At 72.9% G+C, this 20106-nt stretch carries 22 protein-coding genes and 1 tRNA gene; 11 read left to right on the top strand and 12 right to left on the bottom strand.

Features of this window, described 5'->3' with window-relative positions:
- Positions 1–195: 195 nt before the first annotated feature.
- On the bottom strand, positions 196–1002 hold the full coding sequence (locus ACIBBA_RS17295) for a hypothetical protein (RefSeq protein WP_396698243.1): 807 nt from the start codon (positions 1000–1002) through the stop codon (positions 196–198).
- Between the two features lie 146 nt (positions 1003–1148).
- The gene (locus ACIBBA_RS17290; RefSeq protein ID WP_396698241.1) at positions 1149–1547 is read right to left on the bottom strand and encodes a cyclic-phosphate processing receiver domain-containing protein; all 399 of its coding nucleotides are present in this window, start codon (positions 1545–1547) and stop codon (positions 1149–1151) included.
- A 540-nt stretch (positions 1548–2087) separates the two neighbouring features.
- On the opposite strand from ACIBBA_RS17290, the gene ACIBBA_RS17285 reads away from it, so the two are divergent.
- The 3 genes from ACIBBA_RS17285 to ACIBBA_RS17275 are packed head-to-tail and all read left to right on the top strand — an operon-like array spanning position 2088 to position 5073.
- Positions 2088–3659: a replication initiator gene (locus ACIBBA_RS17285; protein WP_396698239.1), complete on the top strand. Its 1572-nt coding sequence runs from the start codon at positions 2088–2090 to the stop codon at positions 3657–3659.
- On the top strand, positions 3656–3853 hold the full coding sequence (locus ACIBBA_RS17280) for an excisionase family DNA-binding protein (protein WP_396698237.1): 198 nt from the start codon (positions 3656–3658) through the stop codon (positions 3851–3853). Before ACIBBA_RS17285 ends, ACIBBA_RS17280 begins: the two co-directional genes overlap by 4 nt.
- Positions 3853–5073, top strand: coding sequence for a tyrosine-type recombinase/integrase (locus ACIBBA_RS17275; protein ID WP_396698235.1), 1221 nt, complete (start codon positions 3853–3855; stop codon positions 5071–5073). The genes ACIBBA_RS17280 and ACIBBA_RS17275 overlap by 1 nt, the downstream gene beginning before the upstream one ends.
- Positions 5074–5150: 77 nt before the next feature.
- On the opposite strand, the gene ACIBBA_RS17270 is transcribed toward ACIBBA_RS17275, so the two are convergent.
- Positions 5151–5222, bottom strand: a tRNA-Val gene (locus ACIBBA_RS17270).
- A 50-nt stretch (positions 5223–5272) separates the two neighbouring features.
- A complete protein-coding gene (locus tag ACIBBA_RS17265; RefSeq protein WP_396698233.1) occupies positions 5273–5836 on the bottom strand; it encodes a TIGR02611 family protein in 564 nt (187 codons plus the stop codon).
- 294 nt (positions 5837–6130) lie between these two features.
- On the opposite strand from ACIBBA_RS17265, the gene ACIBBA_RS17260 reads away from it, so the two are divergent.
- A complete protein-coding gene (locus ACIBBA_RS17260; protein ID WP_007457244.1) occupies positions 6131–6562 on the top strand; it encodes an SsgA family sporulation/cell division regulator in 432 nt (143 codons plus the stop codon).
- A gap of 131 nt (positions 6563–6693) precedes the next feature.
- Here the strand turns inward: ACIBBA_RS17260 and ACIBBA_RS17255 are convergent, their stop codons facing one another.
- Entirely contained in the window at positions 6694–7470 is a 777-nt protein-coding gene (locus tag ACIBBA_RS17255) for a glucose 1-dehydrogenase (RefSeq protein WP_396698231.1), read from the bottom strand.
- 242 nt (positions 7471–7712) lie between these two features.
- On the opposite strand from ACIBBA_RS17255, the gene ACIBBA_RS17250 reads away from it, so the two are divergent.
- Together ACIBBA_RS17250 and ACIBBA_RS17245 are read left to right on the top strand one after the other, a co-directional pair.
- Positions 7713–8618: a helix-turn-helix transcriptional regulator gene (locus tag ACIBBA_RS17250; RefSeq protein WP_396698229.1), complete on the top strand. Its 906-nt coding sequence runs from the start codon at positions 7713–7715 to the stop codon at positions 8616–8618.
- Positions 8619–8663: 45 nt separating this feature from the next.
- On the top strand, positions 8664–9119 hold the full coding sequence (locus ACIBBA_RS17245) for an Rrf2 family transcriptional regulator (RefSeq protein ID WP_350875404.1): 456 nt from the start codon (positions 8664–8666) through the stop codon (positions 9117–9119).
- A gap of 67 nt (positions 9120–9186) precedes the next feature.
- Here the strand turns inward: ACIBBA_RS17245 and ACIBBA_RS17240 are convergent, their stop codons facing one another.
- Positions 9187–9777 (bottom strand): flavin reductase family protein, encoded by a 591-nt coding sequence (locus tag ACIBBA_RS17240; protein ID WP_396698227.1) that lies wholly within the window; start codon positions 9775–9777, stop codon positions 9187–9189.
- 306 nt (positions 9778–10083) lie between these two features.
- On the opposite strand from ACIBBA_RS17240, the gene ACIBBA_RS17235 reads away from it, so the two are divergent.
- A complete protein-coding gene (locus tag ACIBBA_RS17235) occupies positions 10084–10263 on the top strand; it encodes a DUF4236 domain-containing protein (RefSeq protein ID WP_281575888.1) in 180 nt (59 codons plus the stop codon).
- Between the two features lie 57 nt (positions 10264–10320).
- Here ACIBBA_RS17235 and ACIBBA_RS17230 read toward each other — a convergent pair whose 3' ends face one another.
- On the bottom strand, positions 10321–11253 hold the full coding sequence (locus tag ACIBBA_RS17230) for a hypothetical protein (protein ID WP_396698225.1): 933 nt from the start codon (positions 11251–11253) through the stop codon (positions 10321–10323).
- A 24-nt stretch (positions 11254–11277) separates the two neighbouring features.
- Positions 11278–11799, bottom strand: a complete 522-nt coding sequence (locus ACIBBA_RS17225) for a VOC family protein (protein WP_350875398.1) — start codon at positions 11797–11799, stop codon at positions 11278–11280.
- A 50-nt stretch (positions 11800–11849) separates the two neighbouring features.
- Here ACIBBA_RS17225 and ACIBBA_RS17220 point away from each other — a divergent pair, with 50 nt between their 5' ends.
- Together ACIBBA_RS17220 and ACIBBA_RS17215 are read left to right on the top strand one after the other, a co-directional pair.
- A complete protein-coding gene (locus ACIBBA_RS17220; protein ID WP_396698223.1) occupies positions 11850–12311 on the top strand; it encodes a MarR family winged helix-turn-helix transcriptional regulator in 462 nt (153 codons plus the stop codon).
- A 57-nt stretch (positions 12312–12368) separates the two neighbouring features.
- Positions 12369–13916 (top strand): tetratricopeptide repeat protein, encoded by a 1548-nt coding sequence (locus ACIBBA_RS17215; protein ID WP_396698221.1) that lies wholly within the window; start codon positions 12369–12371, stop codon positions 13914–13916.
- A 5-nt stretch (positions 13917–13921) separates the two neighbouring features.
- Here the strand turns inward: ACIBBA_RS17215 and ACIBBA_RS17210 are convergent, their stop codons facing one another.
- On the bottom strand, positions 13922–15271 hold the full coding sequence (locus ACIBBA_RS17210) for a sensor histidine kinase (RefSeq protein ID WP_396698272.1): 1350 nt from the start codon (positions 15269–15271) through the stop codon (positions 13922–13924).
- A gap of 50 nt (positions 15272–15321) precedes the next feature.
- Entirely contained in the window at positions 15322–15978 is a 657-nt protein-coding gene (locus ACIBBA_RS17205) for a response regulator transcription factor (protein WP_350875392.1), read from the bottom strand.
- Positions 15979–16072: 94 nt separating this feature from the next.
- On the opposite strand from ACIBBA_RS17205, the gene ACIBBA_RS17200 reads away from it, so the two are divergent.
- Positions 16073–17197, top strand: a complete 1125-nt coding sequence (locus tag ACIBBA_RS17200; RefSeq protein WP_396698219.1) for an outer membrane lipoprotein carrier protein LolA — start codon at positions 16073–16075, stop codon at positions 17195–17197.
- A 99-nt stretch (positions 17198–17296) separates the two neighbouring features.
- Here ACIBBA_RS17200 and ACIBBA_RS17195 read toward each other — a convergent pair whose 3' ends face one another.
- Entirely contained in the window at positions 17297–18190 is an 894-nt protein-coding gene (locus tag ACIBBA_RS17195; protein WP_396698217.1) for a LysR family transcriptional regulator, read from the bottom strand.
- 84 nt (positions 18191–18274) lie between these two features.
- On the opposite strand from ACIBBA_RS17195, the gene ACIBBA_RS17190 reads away from it, so the two are divergent.
- Positions 18275–19156 (top strand): EamA family transporter, encoded by an 882-nt coding sequence (locus ACIBBA_RS17190; RefSeq protein WP_396698215.1) that lies wholly within the window; start codon positions 18275–18277, stop codon positions 19154–19156.
- Positions 19157–19229: 73 nt separating this feature from the next.
- On the opposite strand, the gene ACIBBA_RS17185 is transcribed toward ACIBBA_RS17190, so the two are convergent.
- Positions 19230–19913, bottom strand: a complete 684-nt coding sequence (locus ACIBBA_RS17185; protein ID WP_396698213.1) for an SGNH/GDSL hydrolase family protein — start codon at positions 19911–19913, stop codon at positions 19230–19232.
- Positions 19914–20106: the final 193 nt, after the last annotated feature.

The following is a 20106-nucleotide window of genomic DNA, read 5'->3' as shown; positions in this document are numbered from 1 at the left end:
ATCGCCCGCACGGCGGCCTCGGCGGGCAGACCCCCTACGAACGCCTCAAGCAGAAGACCACGACCCAGGCGTAAACGATCACCGTCGGTCGCACACGGCTGGCAGCCGGTGTGTCCTCCGTCGACTGATGTGCGACACTCGTCCGCCAAGTGATCTGCGACAGTTCGACGGCGCGGATCACTGCATGAATGAGTGTCAGCGGCCACCTTCGGTCGGCCGCCAACGGTGCCGCTCGGGGATCCAGGCTAGGGCGTCGGCAGTGGTCGGCTCCGTCAGAGCGACTACGGACTCGTCAAAGAGCTGCCACTCGTGCCGGGAATACGCTTCGGCGGCGATGAGCAACGTCGACGCGTGGTCGCCGTGCAGCAAGACCTCGCTCACGAGCCCAGCATCGCGACGGCCCTCGACAACGGTGTTGTAGACGACTTCCACCTGGTTGATTGGGCCGCGTACGAGTGAAATCCCTCGGCGGGACCGCAGTGAGCCCGAGTCGAACTCCGGCAGTCGGAGTTCCACGGTCGGAATGAAGCAGAGGCCGAAGAGCGCGTCATCCTGGTAGACGGTGACCTCTGGCGATGCGTCGGCGCCGATGGCGCGCAGCCAGGCGTAGGGCGTTCGCGCGGCGTCGGGTTCGGCCCACGCAATCGCGACATCGTTAGGACCAGACCCAAGGGCCCATTCCACTCCCTCCCACGACTCGACACTCATGGAGGCCAGCAGAAGTGCGGCCGAGATGTTCTCAGTGATCCAGCCGTGTCGGTCAGCCAGTCCAGCGGCAGCCAAGAGGTCCGCCACAGCCTCGCGCGTCATGGCGGCCAGGTCGTCCGCCGAAGGCATGATGTGCCCGCGCGCTGCGGAGAAGACCGGAAACGGGCCACCGTCCTCGCGGAAGACGGCCCAGGCCGGTTCACCGGTCCGGCTGGTGAACTCCCAGCCAAGGCCGTCTCGGGCGCTCACATCGCTGGCGACAACCGCATCCCACAGAGAGCGCCAGTCGGTCACCAGTCAGCTCCTTTCGGGTGTGATGGCCTGTCGCCAGCCCCCATTCGCACGGTAGCGACGGTGCGCGGCGAACCGGCGGTGTGCCGGTGGCGGCCGGTGGTCCGCTTCATCGGCCGTCGACGCTGCGGTGTCGGGGTGGCCGGCCGCTAATCGGTCTCGGACAGGTAGCCGACCTGCGGTGATCCAGCCGCCGAGCGGACGTCGTACCCCCAGCGCCGCAACGCCTGCATGATCTTCTCAGCGCCGGCCGGGTTCGCCGAGTGGACGTACACCACACCGACATCGAACGGGCGCTCCTCGAACGCAGCCCGCTCCAACACCTCGATGACCGGCCAGATCGTGTCGTCCTCGCCGAGGTCGTGATCCAGCCACAGCTCGTCCAATCGCTGTCCGCGGCGTCGCTCCAGCGCCTCGATGCCGGCCCTGCTGGTGCGCGCAACTTGTGCCACCCGGCCATCAACGAACGAGCGCAGGTCGTCAACCAGCACGACGCCCGGCAGCTTCTCGGTAACCACGGCACCATCCTTGGACCAGCACGCCGCCATCGCCACCGCTATAAAGGCCTGCACTTGGCACCAGGCTACGACGGGTTGACGTGTCGGTACCCGGTGCTACCCTGACGCTCGTCGAGCACGCCAGCGCGGCCTTCCTGCCGGATCGCTGAACTCGACTTCGGAGATGCCGAGCGGCCTGCCTGCCGCTGATGCGGGACACGTCCCGCCGGCTCTCGATCGCACCGGCCACGATGCCTGATCGCCGAATCCGCTGAGTTGCTCACCGCGGCCTTCCTGCCGTCCACGATGGCCCGGATTCTCACACCTCCACGGGTGGGGGCAGTCTGCGGCAACCCGCCGGATGCCGATATCCCAGGCTCCCCACCCGTGCCGGCTCACATTCACCAGGTCTACGAGCGTGAAAGGACATGACCCATCGGCGGGAAGTGGCACGACCACGCTTCCGCCCTCCGGCGTCAGCCGCCCTCTCGGCGGTGCCAGGAGACACGACGAACACCACCAGCGGACAGACGTCCACGGCTGGTGGTGCTTCGTCTCCCGTCCCTGCCACCCCCTGAAGAGGAGACAGTCGTGTCCACCGCCCCGCTCATCCCGTACCGCCCTGACCTCGCCGTCGGCCGCGACGCCCAGGTCCTGCACCGCGCAGCCTCGGCGAAGTTCTCCGACTGGCTGGAGCACACCCGCCCCGCCGGCGGCTGTGCTCGCCCGATCCGCCTCACCGGCACCATCGCCGCCGTCGACCGGAACACCGGCCGCATCACCGGCCAACTGCACACCGACGAGCTGCCCGACCGCATGCTCTACAAGGCGTGCGGCAACCGCCGCGAATCGGTGTGCCCGGACTGCGCCTGGGTCTACCAGGGCGACGCCTACCAAGTCGTCTGTCGCGGCCTGACCGGCGGCAAGGGCGTCCCCACCTCGGTCGGCCGCCACCCGGTCGTCTTCGCCACCTTCACCGCCCCCTCCTTCGGCCCGGTCCACCACCGCCACGTCCCCCGCCACACCTGCCGCAACCGGCAACGCTGCGACTGCCGCCCCGCCCCCTGCCGCGCCCGCAGCAACGCCGGCACCTGCCCGCACGGGCAGCCCGCAGCGTGCTTCGCCCGCCACGACGCCGACGACCCGCGGCTCGGACAGCCGTTGTGCCTGGGCTGCTACGACCACGCCCACCAGGTCGTCTGGAACTACTTCTCCGGCGAGCTGTGGCGGCGCACCAAGCAGGCCGCCGATCGCCACCTCGCCGCAACGTGCCGTCGACGTGGCATCCCCAAGGTCGGCATCGTCACCGCCTCCGGCAAGGTCCGCTGGGTGCCGCCCGTGCGGGTGTCTCACGGCAAGGTCGCCGAGATGCAACGCCGCGCCGCCGTGCACTTCCACGTCCTACTGCGCCTCGACGGCGTCGACCCCGAGGACCCGGACGCCCTCGTGCCGCCGCCGGCCGGCATCACCGCCGACGACCTGGAAGACGCGGTCCGCGACGCCGCCTCGCGGATCACCGTCACGACGCCCGCGCACCCCGACCGGCCGCAGGGCTGGCTGGTCGCCTGGGGCGAGCAGATCGACGTGCGGCGCATCAACGCCGCTGGCGGTGAGCTGACTGACGGCAAGGTTGCCGCCTACCTGGCGAAGTACGCCACCAAGGCCACCGAAGCCACCGGCCACTCGTCCGCCCGGCTCAACCCGGCCACGATTGACGACTACGCCGATCCCGAAGGCGACCACGTCGCCCGCCTCATCGACGCCTGCTGGCATCTCGGCCGCGCCACCCACACTGACATGGCCAGCGGCGCCGCACCCGCCGACGACCGTCAAGGCGGCCTTGACGCCAAACCCAACATCTACGCCGGGCTACGCCGCTGGGCGCACATGCTCGGCTTCGGCGGTCACTTCCTCACCAAAGCCCGCCGCTACTCGGTCACCTTCCGCCTGCTCCGCGACACCCGAGCCACCTACCGCCGCGAAGAGGACGACGAACCCGCTGACACCCTGACCATCGGCACCCTCACCTACATCGGCTCCGGCTGGCTCACCGAAGGCGACGCCCTGCTCGCCAACACCGCCGCAAGACAGCGACGCGAAAGCAGACGCATCGGCCGCGAAGAACTCGCCCACGAAGCCTGGCTCACCGGAGCCGCCGCATGAACCAACACCTCTCCCCCCGCTGGTACTCGCCGGCAGAAGTCGCCGTCCTGCTCGGCTTCGGCATCTCCAAGGTCAAGATGAAGATCGCCACCGGCGAACTGCGCTCCATCAAGGACGGCAAGTGCCGCCGCATCCTCCCCGAATGGGTCGACGACTACATCCGCGAACAGGTCGAACGCCAGGAGGCCGCCTGATGCCCGCACGCACACGAGCCAACGGCGAAGGCTCCATCTTCCCCTACCGCAACGGCTTCGCCGCGTACGTCTGGGTCACCAAGCCCGACGGCCGGCGTGACCGGAAGTACGTCTACGGCAAGACCCGAGAGGCCGTCCACGACAAGTGGATCAAGTTGCACCAGCAGGCGAAGCAGGGGCCGGTGGCGACCAGCGTCCCAACTGTCGGCAGCTTCCTCACCTACTGGCTGGCCGAGATCATCCAGCCGAACCGGGCACCACTGACCTATGCCACCTACGAGACGTTCGTCCGCCGCTACATCTCCCCCGGCCTCGGGCCCAAGCGGCTCGACCGGCTCCAGTCCCGGGACGTGCAGACCTGGATCAACCAGGTAGCCCGCACCTGCCAGTGCTGCGCCCAAGACAAGGACGCCGGCCGGCCGAAGGACAAGCGGCGCTGCTGCGCGGTCGGCCGCTGCTGCCAGGCCGTCCCGTCGACGCGCACGGTCAGCGACATCCGGGCCGCCCTACGAGCTGCCCTCACCCACGCCCAGGCCGAAGACCTCATCACCAAGAACCCCGCCGTCGCGGTCACCCTCGCCACCGTCCGTAGGCGGCGAGGAAAATCCTGGTCGAGCGACGAGGCTCGGAAGTTCCTGGAGTCCGCCAAAGCAGACGACGACCCGCTCTACGCCGCCTACGCCCTGGTCCTCGTCACCGGCCTCCGTAAGGGCGAGGCCCTCGGACTGACATGGGAGGACGTAGACCTCGACGCGGGAGAGCTGACCATCGGCCGCCAACTCCAACGCGTACGTGGCCAACTCCTGCACCGCGACACCAAGACCCAGGCGTCGGACGCCACTCTCCCCCTGCCCGACATCTGCCTGACCGCCCTCAAGCTCAGACAGGGACAACGCGACGAGGCCCGAGCAACCGCGGGCAACGCCTGGCAGGAAACCGACCTCGTATTCACCACCCGCTATGGCACGCCCATCGAGCCGCGCAACTTCCAGCGCTCCTGGCAGACGAGGTGCGAGAAGGCAGGCATCAAGCCGATCACCGTTCACGACGCACGAAGAACCTGCGCCACGCTCCTGGCCGACCTCGACGTCCACCCCAGAGTCGCCATGCAGGTGCTGAGGCACGCCCGCTTCTCCGTGACGATGGAGATCTACACACAGGTATCGACCAAGGCGACGAGAGACGCCCTCAAACGCCTCGGCGACTCACTCGGCAACTGACGGAACTGCTGTACTTAACTGCTGTACCGAAGCAAAAAGGCCACCTCCCAGAGCCGGGAAGTGGCCTTTGACCTGCGTGGGCGATACTGGGATCGAACCAGTGACCTCTTCGGTGTGAACGAAGCGCTCTCCCGCTGAGCTAATCGCCCTCAGCGCGCATGACTGTACCTGATCCGCTCCCCCGACCGCGAATCCGGGGTCAGTGCGTCGCGAGGTAGTGCATGACCCGGGCGACGACGTCGATGCCGAGGCTGTACTTGAGCGAGAGCCAGACCACCACGGCGACGAAGACCAGGCCGACCGAGCCGAGGACGAGGCGTACCGGGAGTGATCGACTTTTCGCCCACTCGGTCCAGTTGTGCACGTGTCGGCGGGTGAAGGTGAGCAGCCGGCGGGCCCAGTGGAACTCGACCGCCCAGATGCCCAGGCCGGCGATGACCAGTAGCCAGCCGGGGCCGGGCAGCGGGATCAGGGCGACACCGACAGTGACGACGATCGCACCGGCGATGGCAATGAAGATCTTGAGGGTGATCCGGCCGGTGGGGTTGGCCCGGATCAGGTCGAGGGTGTCGGAGACGCGTCGGCGCCACCGTCGCCGCTGCTGCCGGTCGGCCACGGCGACGCCGCCGGCGCCACTGTCGGGCCCCCGGTCGGCCGCCGGCCGGCCCGGCCGGTCGTGCTGATCCATCGGCACTGCGTACCCCCGCTTTTCGGTTGCTCGGCCCGCGACGTTCGGCGTTCCGGGCGCCACCATCGGATCCACTGAGGATCGTTTCGTGACCATTTCACCCCCCAGTGTCGCTCGGGACCGTCACCCCTTCCGACGACTGGACGTTACCGGAGTAAGTCGACGACTGAGCCACCCGATACCGGGCGGGACAACGCACTGGGCAGAACCGGAAATTCTAGATGAAGTTTCACATTCATGTGGCTTTTCCGCCCCCCTTCCCACCACTGGGTGAAGTCAGCGTATGGCGGAGCGTAGCCAGGAGTAGCACCTGAGTATGGGAAAAGCGGGACACGCGCGTTCCGCAGCGGTGCCGGGGGGAGAACGTCCATGAGTGTCATCCGACCGACGACCGTAGAGGTCGAGACGTCGCTAAGGCTCGTCGCGCCTGACGCCACCGCCTTGCCGGTGCGTGCCAGCCTGCGTTACGACCCTGCTGACCCGTATGCGGTCCATGTCCTGTTCCATGCCGAATCGGCCGGGGGCGAGGCAGTTAGCTGGTCCTTCGCCCGCGAACTGCTGGTCACCGGCCTCGACGAACCGGCCGGCATCGGCGACGTTCGGGTGTGGCCCTGGGCCACTCCGCGCGGCGACTTCGTCGCGCTCGCGCTGTCGTCACCCGACGGCAACGCTCTCTTCGAGGTGCCGCGGAGCGTGCTCGTGCGCTTCCTGCGGCGGACCTACGTCGTCGTCCCGCGCGGCCGCGAGGCCGAGCACCTGGACGTCGACACCGCGGTGAACCGGCTGCTCGCCGGCCGCTGAACACCGTCACCAACCGTCAGACCGGGTAATACCGGCCATCCGGCCACACGGGGCCGCGCGGATCTGCCGAGTCCGCGCGGCTCCCGCACACCGGGCGTACGCGCGCCCGGCCGCCTGGGGCGGTCGGGCGCTCAGCCGTGCGTGGTGATGCCGCCGTCGACCGGGATGACGGCGCCGGTGAGGTACGCCCCGGCCCGCGAGGAGAGGTAGATCGCGGTGCCGGCCATGTCCTCCGGCCGGCCGATCCGACCCAGCGGCACCTGACCCTCGATGGCCGACCGGGACTCCGGGTCGTCCAGCGCGAACGCCATCATCTTGCTCTCGAACGGGCCGGGGGCGATCGCGTTGACGGTGATCCGCTCGCCAGCCAGCTGGTGGGCCAGGCTGCGGGTGAGCATGTGCACCGCGGCCTTGGTCGCCGAGTAGGCGTACACCTCCATCCACGGCACCCGGATGCCGTCGATCGAGCCGATGTTGATCACGCGGGCCGGGTCGTCGGCGCTGGCGGCGGTGCGCAGCGCCGGCAGCAGCGCGGTGGTGAGCCGGAACACCGCCTTCACGTTGACCGCCCAGAGCTTGTCGAACGCGCTCTCCGGGTACGCCTCCAGCGGCGCACCCCAGGTCGCACCCGCGTTGTTGACCAGCACGTCCAGCCGGTCGAAGCGCTCCCGGACCGCGGCGGCGAGCCCCTCGGCGCCGGCGTCGTCGCCCAGGTCGGCCGGGATCGCCTCGCAGCGCCCCTCGGCCGACAGCTTCTCGGCCACCGCCGCGCACACCTCCGCCTTCCGGGACGAGATGATCACGTGTGCGCCGGCCCGGACGAAGCCCTGGGCGATCATCAGGCCGATCCCCCGAGAACCGCCGGTGACCAGGACAGTCTTGCCTTCGACCGAGAACAGATCCGTCATGCCCATCCCATCGCGCGTCGGCGGTGCACCGGCCGCCGCCGGTCGACCCGGCCGACGCAGCGCCGGTCGCGCCGGACAGGACGGCCCTACCGCCGGGTAACGTAGCCCGGCGGCCCGGATCGGGACAAGACCGGGCCACGGTCGGGCGACGCGGGCGGAAGCGCGGGCGGCGACGGCGGCGAACGGGTGGGCGGGACCGGTCGGGATGCGGTGACCTGCGGCGCGGGCTAACGTCAGCTGCGATGGTCTCTTCCGGTCAGCTCCCCCCGGCAACGGTCAACACGGCGCCGCCCTTCCCCGTCGAGATAGACACGCTCCCGCTGGCCGACCTGGCCGGCGACCCGGCCTGGCGTCGCCCGGTGCTCGCGGAGCGGGACCTGCTGGTGCTGACCACCGGCGGGCACGGCGACGCCGAAGTGGACTTCCAACCGCTGCCCTGCCGTCCCGGCACGCTGCTGCGGGTGCGGGCCGGGCAGGTGCTGCGCTGCCCCTGCCCCCAGTTGGACGCGACGGTGGTGCGCTGGGCAGCCGATGCGCTGCGCGGCCTGGACGTCGACCCCGAGGCCGTGCCGACCTGGCGGCAGCTCGCCGGCGAGGACGAGGACGCGGTCATCAACGAGGTGACCCAGCTGACGGTGGACTGTGTCCGGCACCGCGGGGTGCCGGCCGCGGACGCCCTGCTCCGTCATCAGCTCGCCGTGCTGCTGCTCCGGCTGACCCTCGCCGACGAGGCCCACCCGGCGCACCGGCCGGAGGAGGCGACGTTCCACCGGCTCTGCCGCGAGGTCGAGCGGGGCTACCAGCGCACCCGCCGGGTCGAGGACTACGCCGCCCGGCTCGGCTGCTCGGTACGGACGCTGACCCGGGCCTGCCTGGCCGTCACCGGCCGCAGCGCCAAACAGGTGATCGACGAGCGGGTGGCGTTGCAGGCCAGCCGGTTGCTCGCCGCCACCGACGACCCGATCGCCCGGATCGGCCGGCGGCTCGGCTTCTCGGAGCCGACCAACTTCGGCCGGTTCTTCACCCGGGAGGTGGGGATGAGTCCGGGGGCGTTCCGCGCCAGCCGCGAGGAGCCGCTGCCCGGCCGCGTGGTCCGACCCCGCCAACCGGCTCAGTCGACCCGCACCGCCCACCACTCGCCCGCCTGACGCCCACGGCGCCGGTCGTCCGCCCCGGCCGGGCATGATGGCAGGGTGCAGATCTCCGCGCGCGGCGACTACGCGGTCCGGGCGGCACTGAGTCTCGCCACCGTGTACCCCTCGCTGCTCTCCACCCAGGCCATCGCCGCCGAGCAGGACATGCCCCGCAAGTTCCTCGAGGCGGTCCTGGCCGACCTGCGCCGCGCCGGGATCGTCCGAGCGCAACGCGGCGCCGAGGGCGGTTACACGCTGGCCCGGCCGCCCCGCGAGGTGAGCGTCGGCGCGGTGCTGCGCGCGGTCGACGGCCCGCTGGCCGGGGTCCGTGGCCTACGGCCCGAGGAGACCCGGTACGAGGGGGCGGCGGAAAATCTGCCCGGGCTCTGGGTGGCCGTGCGGGCCGCGCTCCGCCGGGTGGTGGACGAGGTGAGCCTTGCCGAGCTCGTCAGCGGTCGCCTCCCCGCCCACGTCCGCAAGCTCACCGCGCTGCCGGACGCTTGGGAGCCGCGCTGAGCCGCACGCGGCACGGATCATCCCGGCTGGCTGCACGCCGTCCGGTCGAGGGTGGGCACGCCCGCTCTCAGCGGGGGGCGACCGGCTCGGTAGTGGTGTAGCCGCCCTGGTGGTAGACGAGCGGGTCGCCCTCGCCGCCGTCGCCGAGCGCGAGCGGCTCGGCGATCACCACGGTGTGGTCGCCGGCCGGCACCCGGTGCACCACCCGGCAGAAGAGCCGGGCCAGCACGCCCTCCAGCAGCGGAACTCCGAACGGGCCGGTGACCCAGTGCGGGTAGCTGGCGAACCGGTCGATGCCGCGGGTGGCGAAGATCCGCGCGGCCTGCCGTTGCCCGGCGCCGAGCAGGTGCACCGCGACGTGTTCGGCCCGGTCGAGCACCGGCCAGCTGGACGATGCGACGTCGAGGCAGAACGAGACCAGCGGCGGGTCCAGCGAGACCGAGGTGAACGAGGTGGCGGTGAAGCCGGCCCGGATCGGCGCGCCGATGCCGCCGAGGCAGGCCGGGTCGGTGCCCCGGGCGGCGGTGGTGACCACGGTGACCGTGGTCGCCTGCCGGCGCAGCAGGGCACGGAACAGGTTCCGGTCGACCGGGCGCAGCTCCCCGTCGGTCGGGGCGGGCTCATCGACCGCCGCCGGGAAACCCTCCACGGTGGTCATCCCGACCCCGGCGCTGTTTCGTCCCGCTGCGACATGCCCCCATGCTGCCGAGGGCGGCGGAGGCGGTCAACGGCCTTCCAGAAGATGAGATTTACCTGTCAGGCCACCTGAGGCACCTTCGCCTACCGGGGTTTACCTCGCCGCAACACCTACCGGTTTGATAGGCGTTTGCGACCGCTGCCGCCGGGCCTCGGCCGGTGACGGACCGCGCCGTCCACGCTGGAACGGGACGGCGTTTCGCGAATCGGCGTTTCGGGAATGTTCGAACTCGACACGGCAGGGAATGGTGATGAAGGGAGCCCCGCGATGGGCCTGATGTTCCGCAAGCGCAAGAAGATTGGCCCGCTGATCCTCAACTTCACCGAGAACGGCTTCTCGTCGTGGAGCATCAAGATCGGCCGATGGTCGTGGAACTCTCGGGCCCGGGCGCACCGGGTCGACCTGCCGGGCCCGCTGTCCTGGAAGCAGGACAAGTCCCGGAGCTGACCTCTCGACGCGAGCGGGGTGCCGGTGACGACGACCGGCGCCCCGCTTTCGTGCTGGTCAGGCAGGTGGTTGAGGGCTCGCGGCGGTGATCACCACGTCGCCGCCGAGCCGGCCGTCCGCCGGCTCGCGGGTGACCGACCCCGTTTCGAGCAGCCCGGTCAGCGCCCGGACCGCGTCCGACGAGCGGTAGACGGTCGAGGTGAGGGCGTATCGGCGCAGCTCGGTGACCGTACGGGGGCCGGAGCGGGTCAGCTCGGCCAGCAGTTCCCGGCGCAGCGGGCCGGGCTCCGGGTCGAGCGCGATGTCCAGCGGCCTGCCGGCCGGGTCGGCCGGGTCGCGGTAGCGTGCGCCGGCGAACTCGTCGACCGCCCAGAGCGCCTCCTTGAACGCCTCCAGGCTGCGGTCCGAGCCGGTGCCGAAGGCGACCGTGGCGGCCGGCCCTCCGTCGACCGGCACCAGCTCCACCTCGGTCACCAGTGGGAAGCCCGCCTCCCCCAGCGCCGCCCGCGCGCTGCCGCCGGCGCCCAGGCGCAGCAGCACCTCGGCCGGGCGGCCGACCGCCGCGGCGGCCAGCACCGCCGGGTCGACGCCCGCGCCGGGAAGTGCCGGATCGGCACCGGCGGCGTCCACGAAGGAGAAGACCGGTGCGCCGGCAGCGCCGGCCGCCTTGACCCCGACCGGCAGCCGGTCCGCCTCCCCCGGCACCACGTGCAGGGCGACCTCGGCCGGCAGGTCGGCCTCGATCGGGCCGAGCCGGGCCGGCAGATCCGCGGCCGTGGCGAGCACCAGCACGGTAAGCCGGCGACCGCGCAGCCGGTCGGCGTACTCGGCGACCACCCGCAGGGCCTCGTCGGCGGAGTCGGCGTCGCCACCGGCGTACGCCAGGGCGACGGTGGCCCGCCGGGAGCGGTTCAGCGCCCCCGGCAGCCAGGTCTCCAGTTGGCGGACGAGCAGTTCGCGGGTGACGGCGTCGGTCGGGTGGCTCGGCATCCTGTGGTTCTACCGCACGGCCGGTCAGGCCGGTACGGAGATGCCCACCCCGCCGCGGGTCTGCCCGCCGTAGCGCTGCCGCTCGCGGTCGAGGTCGAGCCGGCCGATCTGCTTGCGGGCCGCCAGCGCGGCGTCGTCGAGCAGGTCGGCGGGGATCAGCCAGACCACCTCGAACTCCAGGCCGTCCGGGTCCTGCCCGTAGAGGCTCTTGGTGGTGCCGTGGTCGGAGCTGCCGACCAGCGCGCCGGCCGCGGCCAGCCGCTCGGCGGTGGCGGCCAGCTCGTCGAGGGTGTCCACCTCCCAGGCCAGGTGGTAGAGCCCGACGGTGGCCCGGCCGGCGGTCGACCGCCCGGCGCCGGCGCCGATCTCGAACAGGCCGAGGTCGTGGTCGTTGGTGGAGTCGGGCGCCTGGAGGAAGGCCGCGCCGCGGAAGCCGTCCGGGGTCATCTCGACCGGACGGAAGCCCAGCACGTCGCGGTAGAAGGCGACGCTGCGGGCGAGGTCACTGACGTAGAGGACCGCGTGGTTGAGCCGGTGGATTCCCATGCGGCCAACGGTAGCCCGGTTTAGTTGAACTCTCAACCAACTCGACTATGATGGCTGTCATGACACGGTGGCTGGACCAGGACGAGCAGCGCACCTGGCGGGCGTTCCTGGCCGCCTCCCGGGGGCTGATGGACGCCCTCGACCGCGAGCTGCAACGCGACGCGGGAATGCCGCACGCCTACTACGAGATCCTGGCCCGGCTCTCCGAGGCGCCCGAGCGAGCGCTGCGGATGAGCGAGCTGGCCGACGCGACCGGTTCCTCCCGCAGCCGGCTCTCGCACGCGGTGGCCCGGCTGGAGTCCGCCGGCTGGGTCCGCCGCGAGGAGTGCCCGACCGACCGGCGCGGCCAGGTCGCCCGCCTCACCGACGCCGGGTTCGCGACGCTCGCCGCCGCGGCGCCCGGCCACGTCGAGGGGGTACGCCGGCACCTGTTCGACGCGCTGACACCGGCCCAGGTCGACCAGCTGCGCCGGATCAGCGAGAGCCTGGTCGAGCACCTGACCGGTTCTTGACCAATCCGCACCGGCGCGGGTCTTGTACTTACCGTCGTCGGATGAGCACGATGGGGCGTGCCTCCCGGCTTCGGCGAACTGACTGATCAGGCGCACCACCTGGTGTCCACCGGCGACCTCGCCGGCGCGCAACGGCTGCTCTCCGACGCGCTGACCGACGCCGACCCGCGCCCGGCCAACGCCACCGCCGAGTTGGCCGAGGCGGCGAGCCTGCAGGCGCGGGTGCTGGTCGCGCTCGGTGAGCCGCACTCCGCCCGGGGCTGGGCCGCGTTCGCGTACGCGGCAAGCACCCGGCTGCACGGCCGCTCGGATCCGCGCAGCGTCGCCGCCGCTGCCACGCTGGCCGCGGTGCTGCACCGGGTGGGCAGCCACTCCCGGGCCGCCCGGCTCTACCAGGACGTGATCATCGAGCTGACCGCGCAGGACGGGCCGGAGTCGCTACGGGTGCTCGCCGCCCACGCAGACCTGGCCACCGTCGAGTACGCCCGCGGCCAGTGCCAGGTCGCCCGGGACCGCCTCCAGGACGCCTGGGAGCTGCACCGCGAGGTCTACGGCGACGGGCACCCCAGCGGCATCAAGATGCTGGCCCGGCTCGGTGCGATGCAGCGCGACTGCGGGCAGTTCGCCGAGGCGCACGACAACCTGGCCCTGGCGAGGGAGTTGTGCCGGCAGCACCTGGCCGCCGACGACCCGCTGGCCGCCCAGGTGGCGGCGCTGGCCCGGGCCGCCGCGAACCCGGACCACGTCTGCGCGGAGAACCCACCGGCCGCCCGGGACGCCCCCGTGGTGCCGGCCGCCCGTACTCCGCCGCACGACGACGGGTCGACCTACCAGCCGTACCAGCCCCCGGAGCCGGAGCCGGACGGACCGGCGGTGCCCAACCCGCGGCAACCGGCCGACGACCCGACCGAGGCCGGCCAGGCGTGGTGGCCGCCGGACCGTACCGCCGAACCGCCGACCGGCGGCACGCCACCGCCCGGCGGCGCGGTGCCGCCGGCGGTGGTCGCGCTGGCCGGCCCCGGCGAGGAGGCCGACGGGGTGCACCGGGTCCACCGCGGCATCGAGCCGGACGAGCCCTACCAGCCGTCCCGACTGCTGCCGGTGCCGGTGCACCGGGCGCCGCCGCCCGCGCGCAGCCGGCTGGTCCCGCTGGTGGTCGGCGGGGTGGTCGTGGTGCTGCTCGGCGCGGCGGCGGTGATCGCCGGCGTGGCCCGGGTCGACGGCGACGACGACCCGCCCGCGCCGCCGGCTAGCAGCGGCCCCGCCGCCCCGACGAGTCCCGCCGCCGCGACCACTCCCGCCGCCACCACGAGCCCGGCGGCCCCCGCCACGCCCGGCACCCCGCCCGGCGCGGTCAGCCTGCGCGACAACCGGGACAACGTCACGCTGCGTTGGACGTACCCGACCGGCGGGGAGGGACCGGTGGTCATCTCCGGCGGCCGGGCCGGCCAGGGCAAGAGCGCCCTCACCGACCTGCCCGCCGGCACCACCAGCTTCGTCATCTACGGGCTCAACCGCAGCATCGACTACTGCTTCACGGTGGCGGTGGTCTGGTCCACCGACACCGTCGCCACCGCCGACGAGGTCTGCACCCGCCGCGGCTGACGCCGTCAGCCCTCGCTCGTGGGCAGCACCGGTAGGCGCAGCGACACCCGGAGCCCTCCACCGTCGGCGTCGGCGAGGGTGACGGCGCCGCCGGCGCGGCGGACCAGTTCCCGCACGATCGCCAGGCCCAGGCCGGCGCCACCGGCGTCGCGGGCCCGGGCGTCGTCCAGCCGGGTGAACCGGTCGAAGACCCGGTCCCGGTCCGCGGCCGGGATGCCCGGCCCGTCGTCGGTCACCGTCACCAGGTGGTACGCGCCCTCGGACGCGGCGGCGAGCACCACCTCGTCGCGGGCGTGCCGGACCGCGTTGTCGACCAGGTTGGTCAGGATCCGGCGCAGCTCGTCCGGCTGCGCGACGGTCCACAGCGGCTGGTGCGGCAGGGCGACCCGCACCGGCGGCGCCGGGTAGCGGGCGGCGACGGCGGTGAGCAGTTCGCCCAGCTCGACCGGGCCGATCCCGCCCCGGCCCGGACCACCTCCGGAGCCGGCCTCGGACTCCTCCAGCCGGGCCAGCAGCAGCAGGTCGTCCACGAGCCGGCTCAGCCGCTCGGTGTCGGCGAGCAGGTTCGAGGTCACCGCCGTCCAGTCGGTCCGGTCACCGAGCCGCCGGGCCACCTCCAGCTCGGTACGGATGTTGGTGACCGGGCTGCGCAGCTCGTGCGCGGCGTCGGCGACGAAGGCCCGCTGCCGGTCCCGGGCGGACTCCAGCCGGTCCAGCATCCCGTTCAGGGTGACCGCCAGCCGGTGCACCTCGTCCCCGGACGCGGGCACCGGGAGCCGGCCCGGGCCGGCCCGCCCGGTGATCTCCTCGGCGCCCCGGCGCAGCGCCTCCACCGGCCGCAGGGTCGCGCCGACCACCCGCCAGGCGACGCCGGCGAGCCCCGCCACCAGCAACGGGAAGCTGATCAACAGGATGGTCCGGACCACGTGCGTGCTGTGCTGGACGTCCGTCATCGACTTGCCGACCAGCACGGTGAGCGGGTCGGCGGCGCTGCCGGCGGGCACCGTCACCACCCGGACCGGACCGGCCAGGCCGACCCGCTCCCCCGACACCAGCAGCCGCTGCCGCAGGTCCGGGTCGAGGCTTTCCGGACGGACCATCGGCACCAGCCGGTCGGCGTCGATCGAGGCGGCCCGCACCCGGCCCTGGGCGTCGACCACCTGGACCCGGAGCTGGCCGCCGGCCACCGGCAGCGGGTCGGGCAGGGCGTCCTCGGCGGCGAGCAGCGCGACCGCGTCCGCGGTGCGGAACGCCTCGCTGTCGACGCTGCGCTGCAACACGTAGCCGAGGACACCGAGCAGCATCAGCCCACCGAGGGCCAGCCCGACCGAGAGGCCGAGCACGCCGATCGCCATCAGCCGGCCCCGCAACCCGAGCGTGGGCGGGCGCGGTAGCGGCAGCGCCCTCACGTGGCGAGCCGGTAGCCGGCGCCGCGGACCGTCTCCAGGCGCTCCCGACCGATCTTGCGACGCAGGTAGCCGACGTACACCTCGACGGCGTTCGGCGCGGTCTCCACGCTGGCTTCCCAGACGTGGTCCAGCAGCTCGGTCTTGGAAACCACCTCGCCTGGGCGGCGCATCAGGTAGTTCAGCAGCGCGAACTCGCGGGCGGTCAGCGCGATCTCGTTCTCGGCCCGGGTCACCCGCCGCCGCGCCGGGTCGAGCCGCAGGTCACCCACCGCCAGCACCGCCGGGCGCTCCGGCGCTCCCCGGCGCAGCAGCGCGCGCAGCCGGGCCAGCAGCACCACGTACGAGAAGGGCTTGGTGAGGTAGTCGTCGGCGCCGCAGTCCAGCCCGTCGGCCTGGTCGTACTCGCCGTCCTTGGCGGAGAGCATCAGCACCGGGAGCCAGTGCTCCTCGGCGCGCAGCCGGCGCACCAGCTCGTAGCCGGAGAGGCCGGGCAGCATCACGTCGAGGATCATCGCGTCGTAGCCGCCGTGCCGCGCGGCGTCCAGCCCGGCCGGGCCGGTCGACGCCACGTCCACCACGAAACCCTCGGCCTGCAGGCCCCGTTGCAGCGCGGCGGCCAACCGCGCCTCGTCCTCCACCACCAGCAGCCGCACGGGGTCAAGGGTGCCACCCCGGTACACCCCGACATCTGCATCCTCAGCGCCCTCACAGCAGGCACAAGGCAGGATGTTCCCAGGAGGTGCCGTCATGTCCGTGTTGAAGAGCCGTCCCGTCCTGCGCTGGTTGGTCCCGGTGGCCGCCGTCGCCACCGTGATCGGCGGTGGTGCCGCGATCGGCACGTTCGCCGCCGAGGCGGAGCCGAGCCTGCCGCCCCGCACCGCCGCCCAGCTCCTGGTCGACCTGCAGACCTCCCGGCTCGAAGGGCTCTCCGGCACCGTCGTGCAGCGCGCCGACCTGGGGCTCCCGCCGGTCGCCGGCCTGGTCGGCGGCAACGAGCTGACCACCCTGCTGACCGGTACGCACACCCTGCGGGTCTGGTACTCCGGGCCGGACAAGCAGCGGTTGGCGCTGCTCGACACCCTCGGCGAGCGCGATGTGATCCGCAACGGCCGCGACGTGTGGACCTGGGACAGCCGCGCCAACGCGGCCACCCACCGCACCCTGGGCGGCACCGACGTCCCCGGCGAGCCGGCGGTCGACGAGCACGCGCCGGCGTTGCCCGGCACCCCCCAGGAGGCCGCCGACCAGGCGCTCGCCGCCATCGACCCGAGCACCGCGGTCAGCGTGGGCCGGTCGGCCACGGTGGCCGGGCGGGACGCGTACGAGCTGGTGCTGGAGCCGCGCGACGACGCCTCCCTGGTGCACCAGTTCCGGATCGCCATCGACGCCCGCGAGCACGTGCCGCTCCGGTTCGAGGTCTTCGCCACGGGCAGTGACCAGCCGGCCTTCGAGATGGCCTTCACCCAGGTCGACTACCAGCGCCCGGACGCCGACCAGTTCGTCTTCAACCCGCCGCCGGGGGTGCGGGTCAGCGAGGAGTCGGCTGACCGGCCGGACGGGCCGACCCGCAAGCCGGCGGCGGCCGAGCAGCCGCAGGTGCGCGCGGTGGGCACCGGCTGGACGACGGTGCTGGTTGCCAAGATCGACGCCGCCGGCAAGGCGGAATCCGGTGCGCCGGCTGCCGGTAAGCCGGCCGGCCCGGCCGGTGCCCAGCTCGGCGGCGTGCTGAACTCGCTGCCGGCGGTCAGCGGCGACTGGGGCAGCGGCCGGCTGCTGACCGGGAAGCTCTTCAGCGTGCTGCTCACCGACGACGGTCGGGTGCTCGCCGGCGCGGTGACCCCGGAGCGGCTCTACCAGGTCGCCCGGGGCTGACCCGGGGCGTCCCGACCGGACGGGAGCATGCGGCGCTGCCGGCGTACCTCGCCGGCGGCGCCGCTCGCCGTTGGACCCGCGCCGGCGGCCGGCGCGGTCCTAGGCGGTGGCGGCGTCGGCGGTGAGCAGGCCCAGCACGAGGGCCAGCGGCGGCCAGCCGGTCCGGCCCCGGCGGGTGACCGCGTACGAGCGCATCCGCACCTCGGGGCCGACGAGCGGGAGCAGGCGTACGCCGGGCAGGGTCGGCTGGTCAGCGGGCAGCAGTCCGACGCCCAGCCCGGCGACGATCATGTCCTGGACGAGTTCCAGACTGTCCGCCCGGTGCTCGACCCGGGGCTCGAAGTCCGCCATCGACGCGAGGGCGCGCACCACCACCTCGTCGGCGGTGTTGCGGGAGTTGACGATCCAGTCGTGGCCCGCGAACCCGCGGAAGACCTCGGGCGAGCCGCCGGGGGCCGGCGGGGCGTCGGCCGGCACACCGAGGCTCCAGGTCGTGGACCAGAGCGCAATGGCCTCGACGGTGTGATCGACGGGTGCCGGGGCGAGGTGGTAGTCGTAGGTCAGTGCCAGGTCGATCCCGTCGGCCGCCAGCAGCGCGTACGCCTCGGTCGGCTCGTGCTCGTGGATGCGGAGCCGGACCGCCGGGTGGCGGACCGCGAGGTCGGCGGCGACCGGCAGCAGTGAGCGGCGTACGGCGGTGGCGAAGCCGGCGACCCGGACGGTGCCGGCCGGCTGGGCCTGCGGGTCGAGGTCCAGCCGGGCCGCCTCGACGGCGGCGAGGATCGTCACCGCGTGCCCGGCCAACCGCCGGCCGGCGGGGGTGAGCCGGACCCGCCGCCCGGCGGGCTCGATCAGGTCGGCACCGACCTCGCGGGCCAGCACGGCGAGCTGTTGGGAGACCGTCGAGGTCGTCACCCCGAGCTCGTCGGCGACCTCCCGCATCGAGCCCAGCCGGGCCAGCTCGCGCAGCAACCGCAGCCGTCGCAGGTCCACGCCGGCGATTGTTCAGCATCAGCGAACAGTCTGTCCAGCAATGACACGTGGACACGAACAGTGGGAAGCCGATCTACTGGAGGCATGACGCCCACCCGCGCCGGTTCGGCGATGGCCCTCGCCTCGATGATGCTCGTCCAGCTCGGGCTGGCCGCCTCGGTCGGCCTCTTCGACCGCATCGGCCCGGAGGGCGCCGCCTGGCTCCGCCTGGCCTGGGCCGGGGTCCTGCTGGCGGTGCTGGTCCGCCCACGCCCGTCCACGCTCACCCGCTCCGCGCTGGCCACCTGCGTCGCACTGGGCGTGGTGACGGCCGGGGTCACCATCCTGTTCATGGCCGCGGTGGCCCGACTGCCGCTGGGTACCGCCAGCGCCCTGGAGTTCCTCGGCCCGCTGGGGGTCGCGGTGGCACGCGGCCGGGGCGGCACGAAGCTGTGGCCACTGCTCGCCGGTGTCGGGGTGCTCCTGCTCACCGAGCCCTGGCGGGGCGGAGCCGACCTCGTGGGCGTCGGATACGCGCTGGCTGCAGGCGCCTGCTGGGCGGCGTACATCCTGCTCACCCAGCGGGTCGGCGACGAGGTCTCCGGCCTGCGCGGGCTGGCCATCTCGATGCCGGTGGCCGCCCTGGTCGCCACCGTGACCGTCGGTCCGTCGGTCTTCGCCGACCTGACCTGGGGCATCCTGCTCGCCGGTCTGGGCCTGGCGGTGCTGCTGCCGGTGATCCCGTTCGCCCTGGAACTACTCGCCCTGCGCCGGCTCACCACCGCCGCCTTCGGCACGCTGATGAGCCTGGAACCGGCGATCGCCCTCCTCGTGGGCCTGGTCGCACTGGGCCAACTGCCGGGCGTCGCCCCCTTGCTGGGCGTCGCGTTCGTGGTGGCCGCCGGCATCGGGGCGGAGCGCACCGGCGGGCGGGAGGAACCGCCCGTGCCGGCGCGGGCGGAGCCGGCGCCGGCCGGAACGACCTGAGGACCAGCCGGCCCCGCGACGGGCACCGGCCCTGCCGGGAGCGACGCCGCCGGCGCCGGCGTGGCGGCGCCGTTCAGCGGGGCGCGGTGAGACCTCGCTCGCCGGCCCTGCTGGCGGGCAGCGGCGCGGCCGGGCCGGCGCCGAGGGCCGTGAGGAAGGCGTCGGCGAGCAGGGCGTGCCCCGGCTGGTTCGGGTGCACCCGGTCGTCGGCCCAGCGCTCCGGCCGGCTGACCGCGAGCGCCCGGTCGAAGGCCGCCTGGGTCGGCACGTGCACCGCGCCGAACTCCGCGGCGAGCGCGGCGACCACCGCCGCGTAACGGTCGGTGTCGGCGCGCTGCGGCTCGGCCCGATCCGGCTCGATGAGGTACGGGTCGGCGAGGACCAGCCGGCAGCCGGTCGCGTCGACCGCGCGGCCGAGCAGCGCGCGCAGGGTCCGCTCATACTCGTCGATCGGCACCGCGTCGGCAGCGCGTCCCCGGTAGCGGCGCCAGATGTCATTGATGCCGATCATGACGCAGAGCCAGTCGGGGCGCTCCCCCACCGCGTCGCGTTCCCAGCGGGTGGCCAGGTCGCGGACGGTGTCGCCGCTCACGCCCCGGTTGACCCAGTGCAGGTCCAGCTCAGGGTGGCGGGCGCTGACGAAGGCGCGGACCAGGCTCACGTAGCCGTCGCCGTAGGGCGTGGCCGCGACCCGCCGGCCGCAGTCGGTGATGCTGTCGCCGATGAACACGATCCGCTGGCCGGTACGGAGGATCATCGTGTGGCACCTCGCCGCAGCCCGTGCGAATCGCTCGGCAGGCTTGGTCGGGCCCGCGTCGACGCGCTATCTTTCACTGTTCAGGCACAAAAAAGAACGGCTCTAAAAGCCGTTCCTGCAACAGATTCTAATCTTTAGGGAGACGGGTTGTCAAGGCACTCCGGCGGTACCGGCGAATTGCCGCACGACGACG

The organism is Micromonospora sp. NPDC051006, from assembly GCF_044456245.1.
Lineage (GTDB): Bacteria > Actinomycetota > Actinomycetes > Mycobacteriales > Micromonosporaceae > Micromonospora.
The sequence above is the reverse complement of the archived record's forward strand: the minus strand, read 5'-3'. Positions and strand labels throughout refer to the sequence as shown.

Excerpts from the sequence above, each read along its gene's own strand:
- ACIBBA_RS17290 (WP_396698241.1), bottom strand. The coding sequence starts at position 1,547 with ATGGCGGCGTGCTGGTCCAAGGATGGTGCCGTGGTTACCGAGAAGCTG.
- ACIBBA_RS17280 (WP_396698237.1), top strand. The coding sequence starts at position 3,656 with ATGAACCAACACCTCTCCCCCCGCTGGTACTCGCCGGCAGAAGTCGCC.
- ACIBBA_RS17275 (WP_396698235.1), top strand. The coding sequence starts at position 3,853 with ATGCCCGCACGCACACGAGCCAACGGCGAAGGCTCCATCTTCCCCTAC.
- ACIBBA_RS17260 (WP_007457244.1), top strand. The coding sequence starts at position 6,131 with ATGAGTGTCATCCGACCGACGACCGTAGAGGTCGAGACGTCGCTAAGG.
- ACIBBA_RS17255 (WP_396698231.1), bottom strand. The coding sequence starts at position 7,470 with ATGACGGATCTGTTCTCGGTCGAAGGCAAGACTGTCCTGGTCACCGGC.
- ACIBBA_RS17250 (WP_396698229.1), top strand. The coding sequence starts at position 7,713 with ATGGTCTCTTCCGGTCAGCTCCCCCCGGCAACGGTCAACACGGCGCCG.
- ACIBBA_RS17240 (WP_396698227.1), bottom strand. The coding sequence starts at position 9,777 with ATGACCACCGTGGAGGGTTTCCCGGCGGCGGTCGATGAGCCCGCCCCG.
- ACIBBA_RS17235 (WP_281575888.1), top strand. The coding sequence starts at position 10,084 with ATGGGCCTGATGTTCCGCAAGCGCAAGAAGATTGGCCCGCTGATCCTC.
- ACIBBA_RS17230 (WP_396698225.1), bottom strand. The coding sequence starts at position 11,253 with ATGCCGAGCCACCCGACCGACGCCGTCACCCGCGAACTGCTCGTCCGC.
- ACIBBA_RS17225 (WP_350875398.1), bottom strand. The coding sequence starts at position 11,799 with ATGGGAATCCACCGGCTCAACCACGCGGTCCTCTACGTCAGTGACCTC.
- ACIBBA_RS17220 (WP_396698223.1), top strand. The coding sequence starts at position 11,850 with ATGGCTGTCATGACACGGTGGCTGGACCAGGACGAGCAGCGCACCTGG.
- ACIBBA_RS17210 (WP_396698272.1), bottom strand. The coding sequence starts at position 15,271 with ATGGCGATCGGCGTGCTCGGCCTCTCGGTCGGGCTGGCCCTCGGTGGG.
- ACIBBA_RS17200 (WP_396698219.1), top strand. The coding sequence starts at position 16,073 with ATGTCCGTGTTGAAGAGCCGTCCCGTCCTGCGCTGGTTGGTCCCGGTG.
- ACIBBA_RS17190 (WP_396698215.1), top strand. The coding sequence starts at position 18,275 with ATGACGCCCACCCGCGCCGGTTCGGCGATGGCCCTCGCCTCGATGATG.
- ACIBBA_RS17185 (WP_396698213.1), bottom strand. The coding sequence starts at position 19,913 with ATGATCCTCCGTACCGGCCAGCGGATCGTGTTCATCGGCGACAGCATC.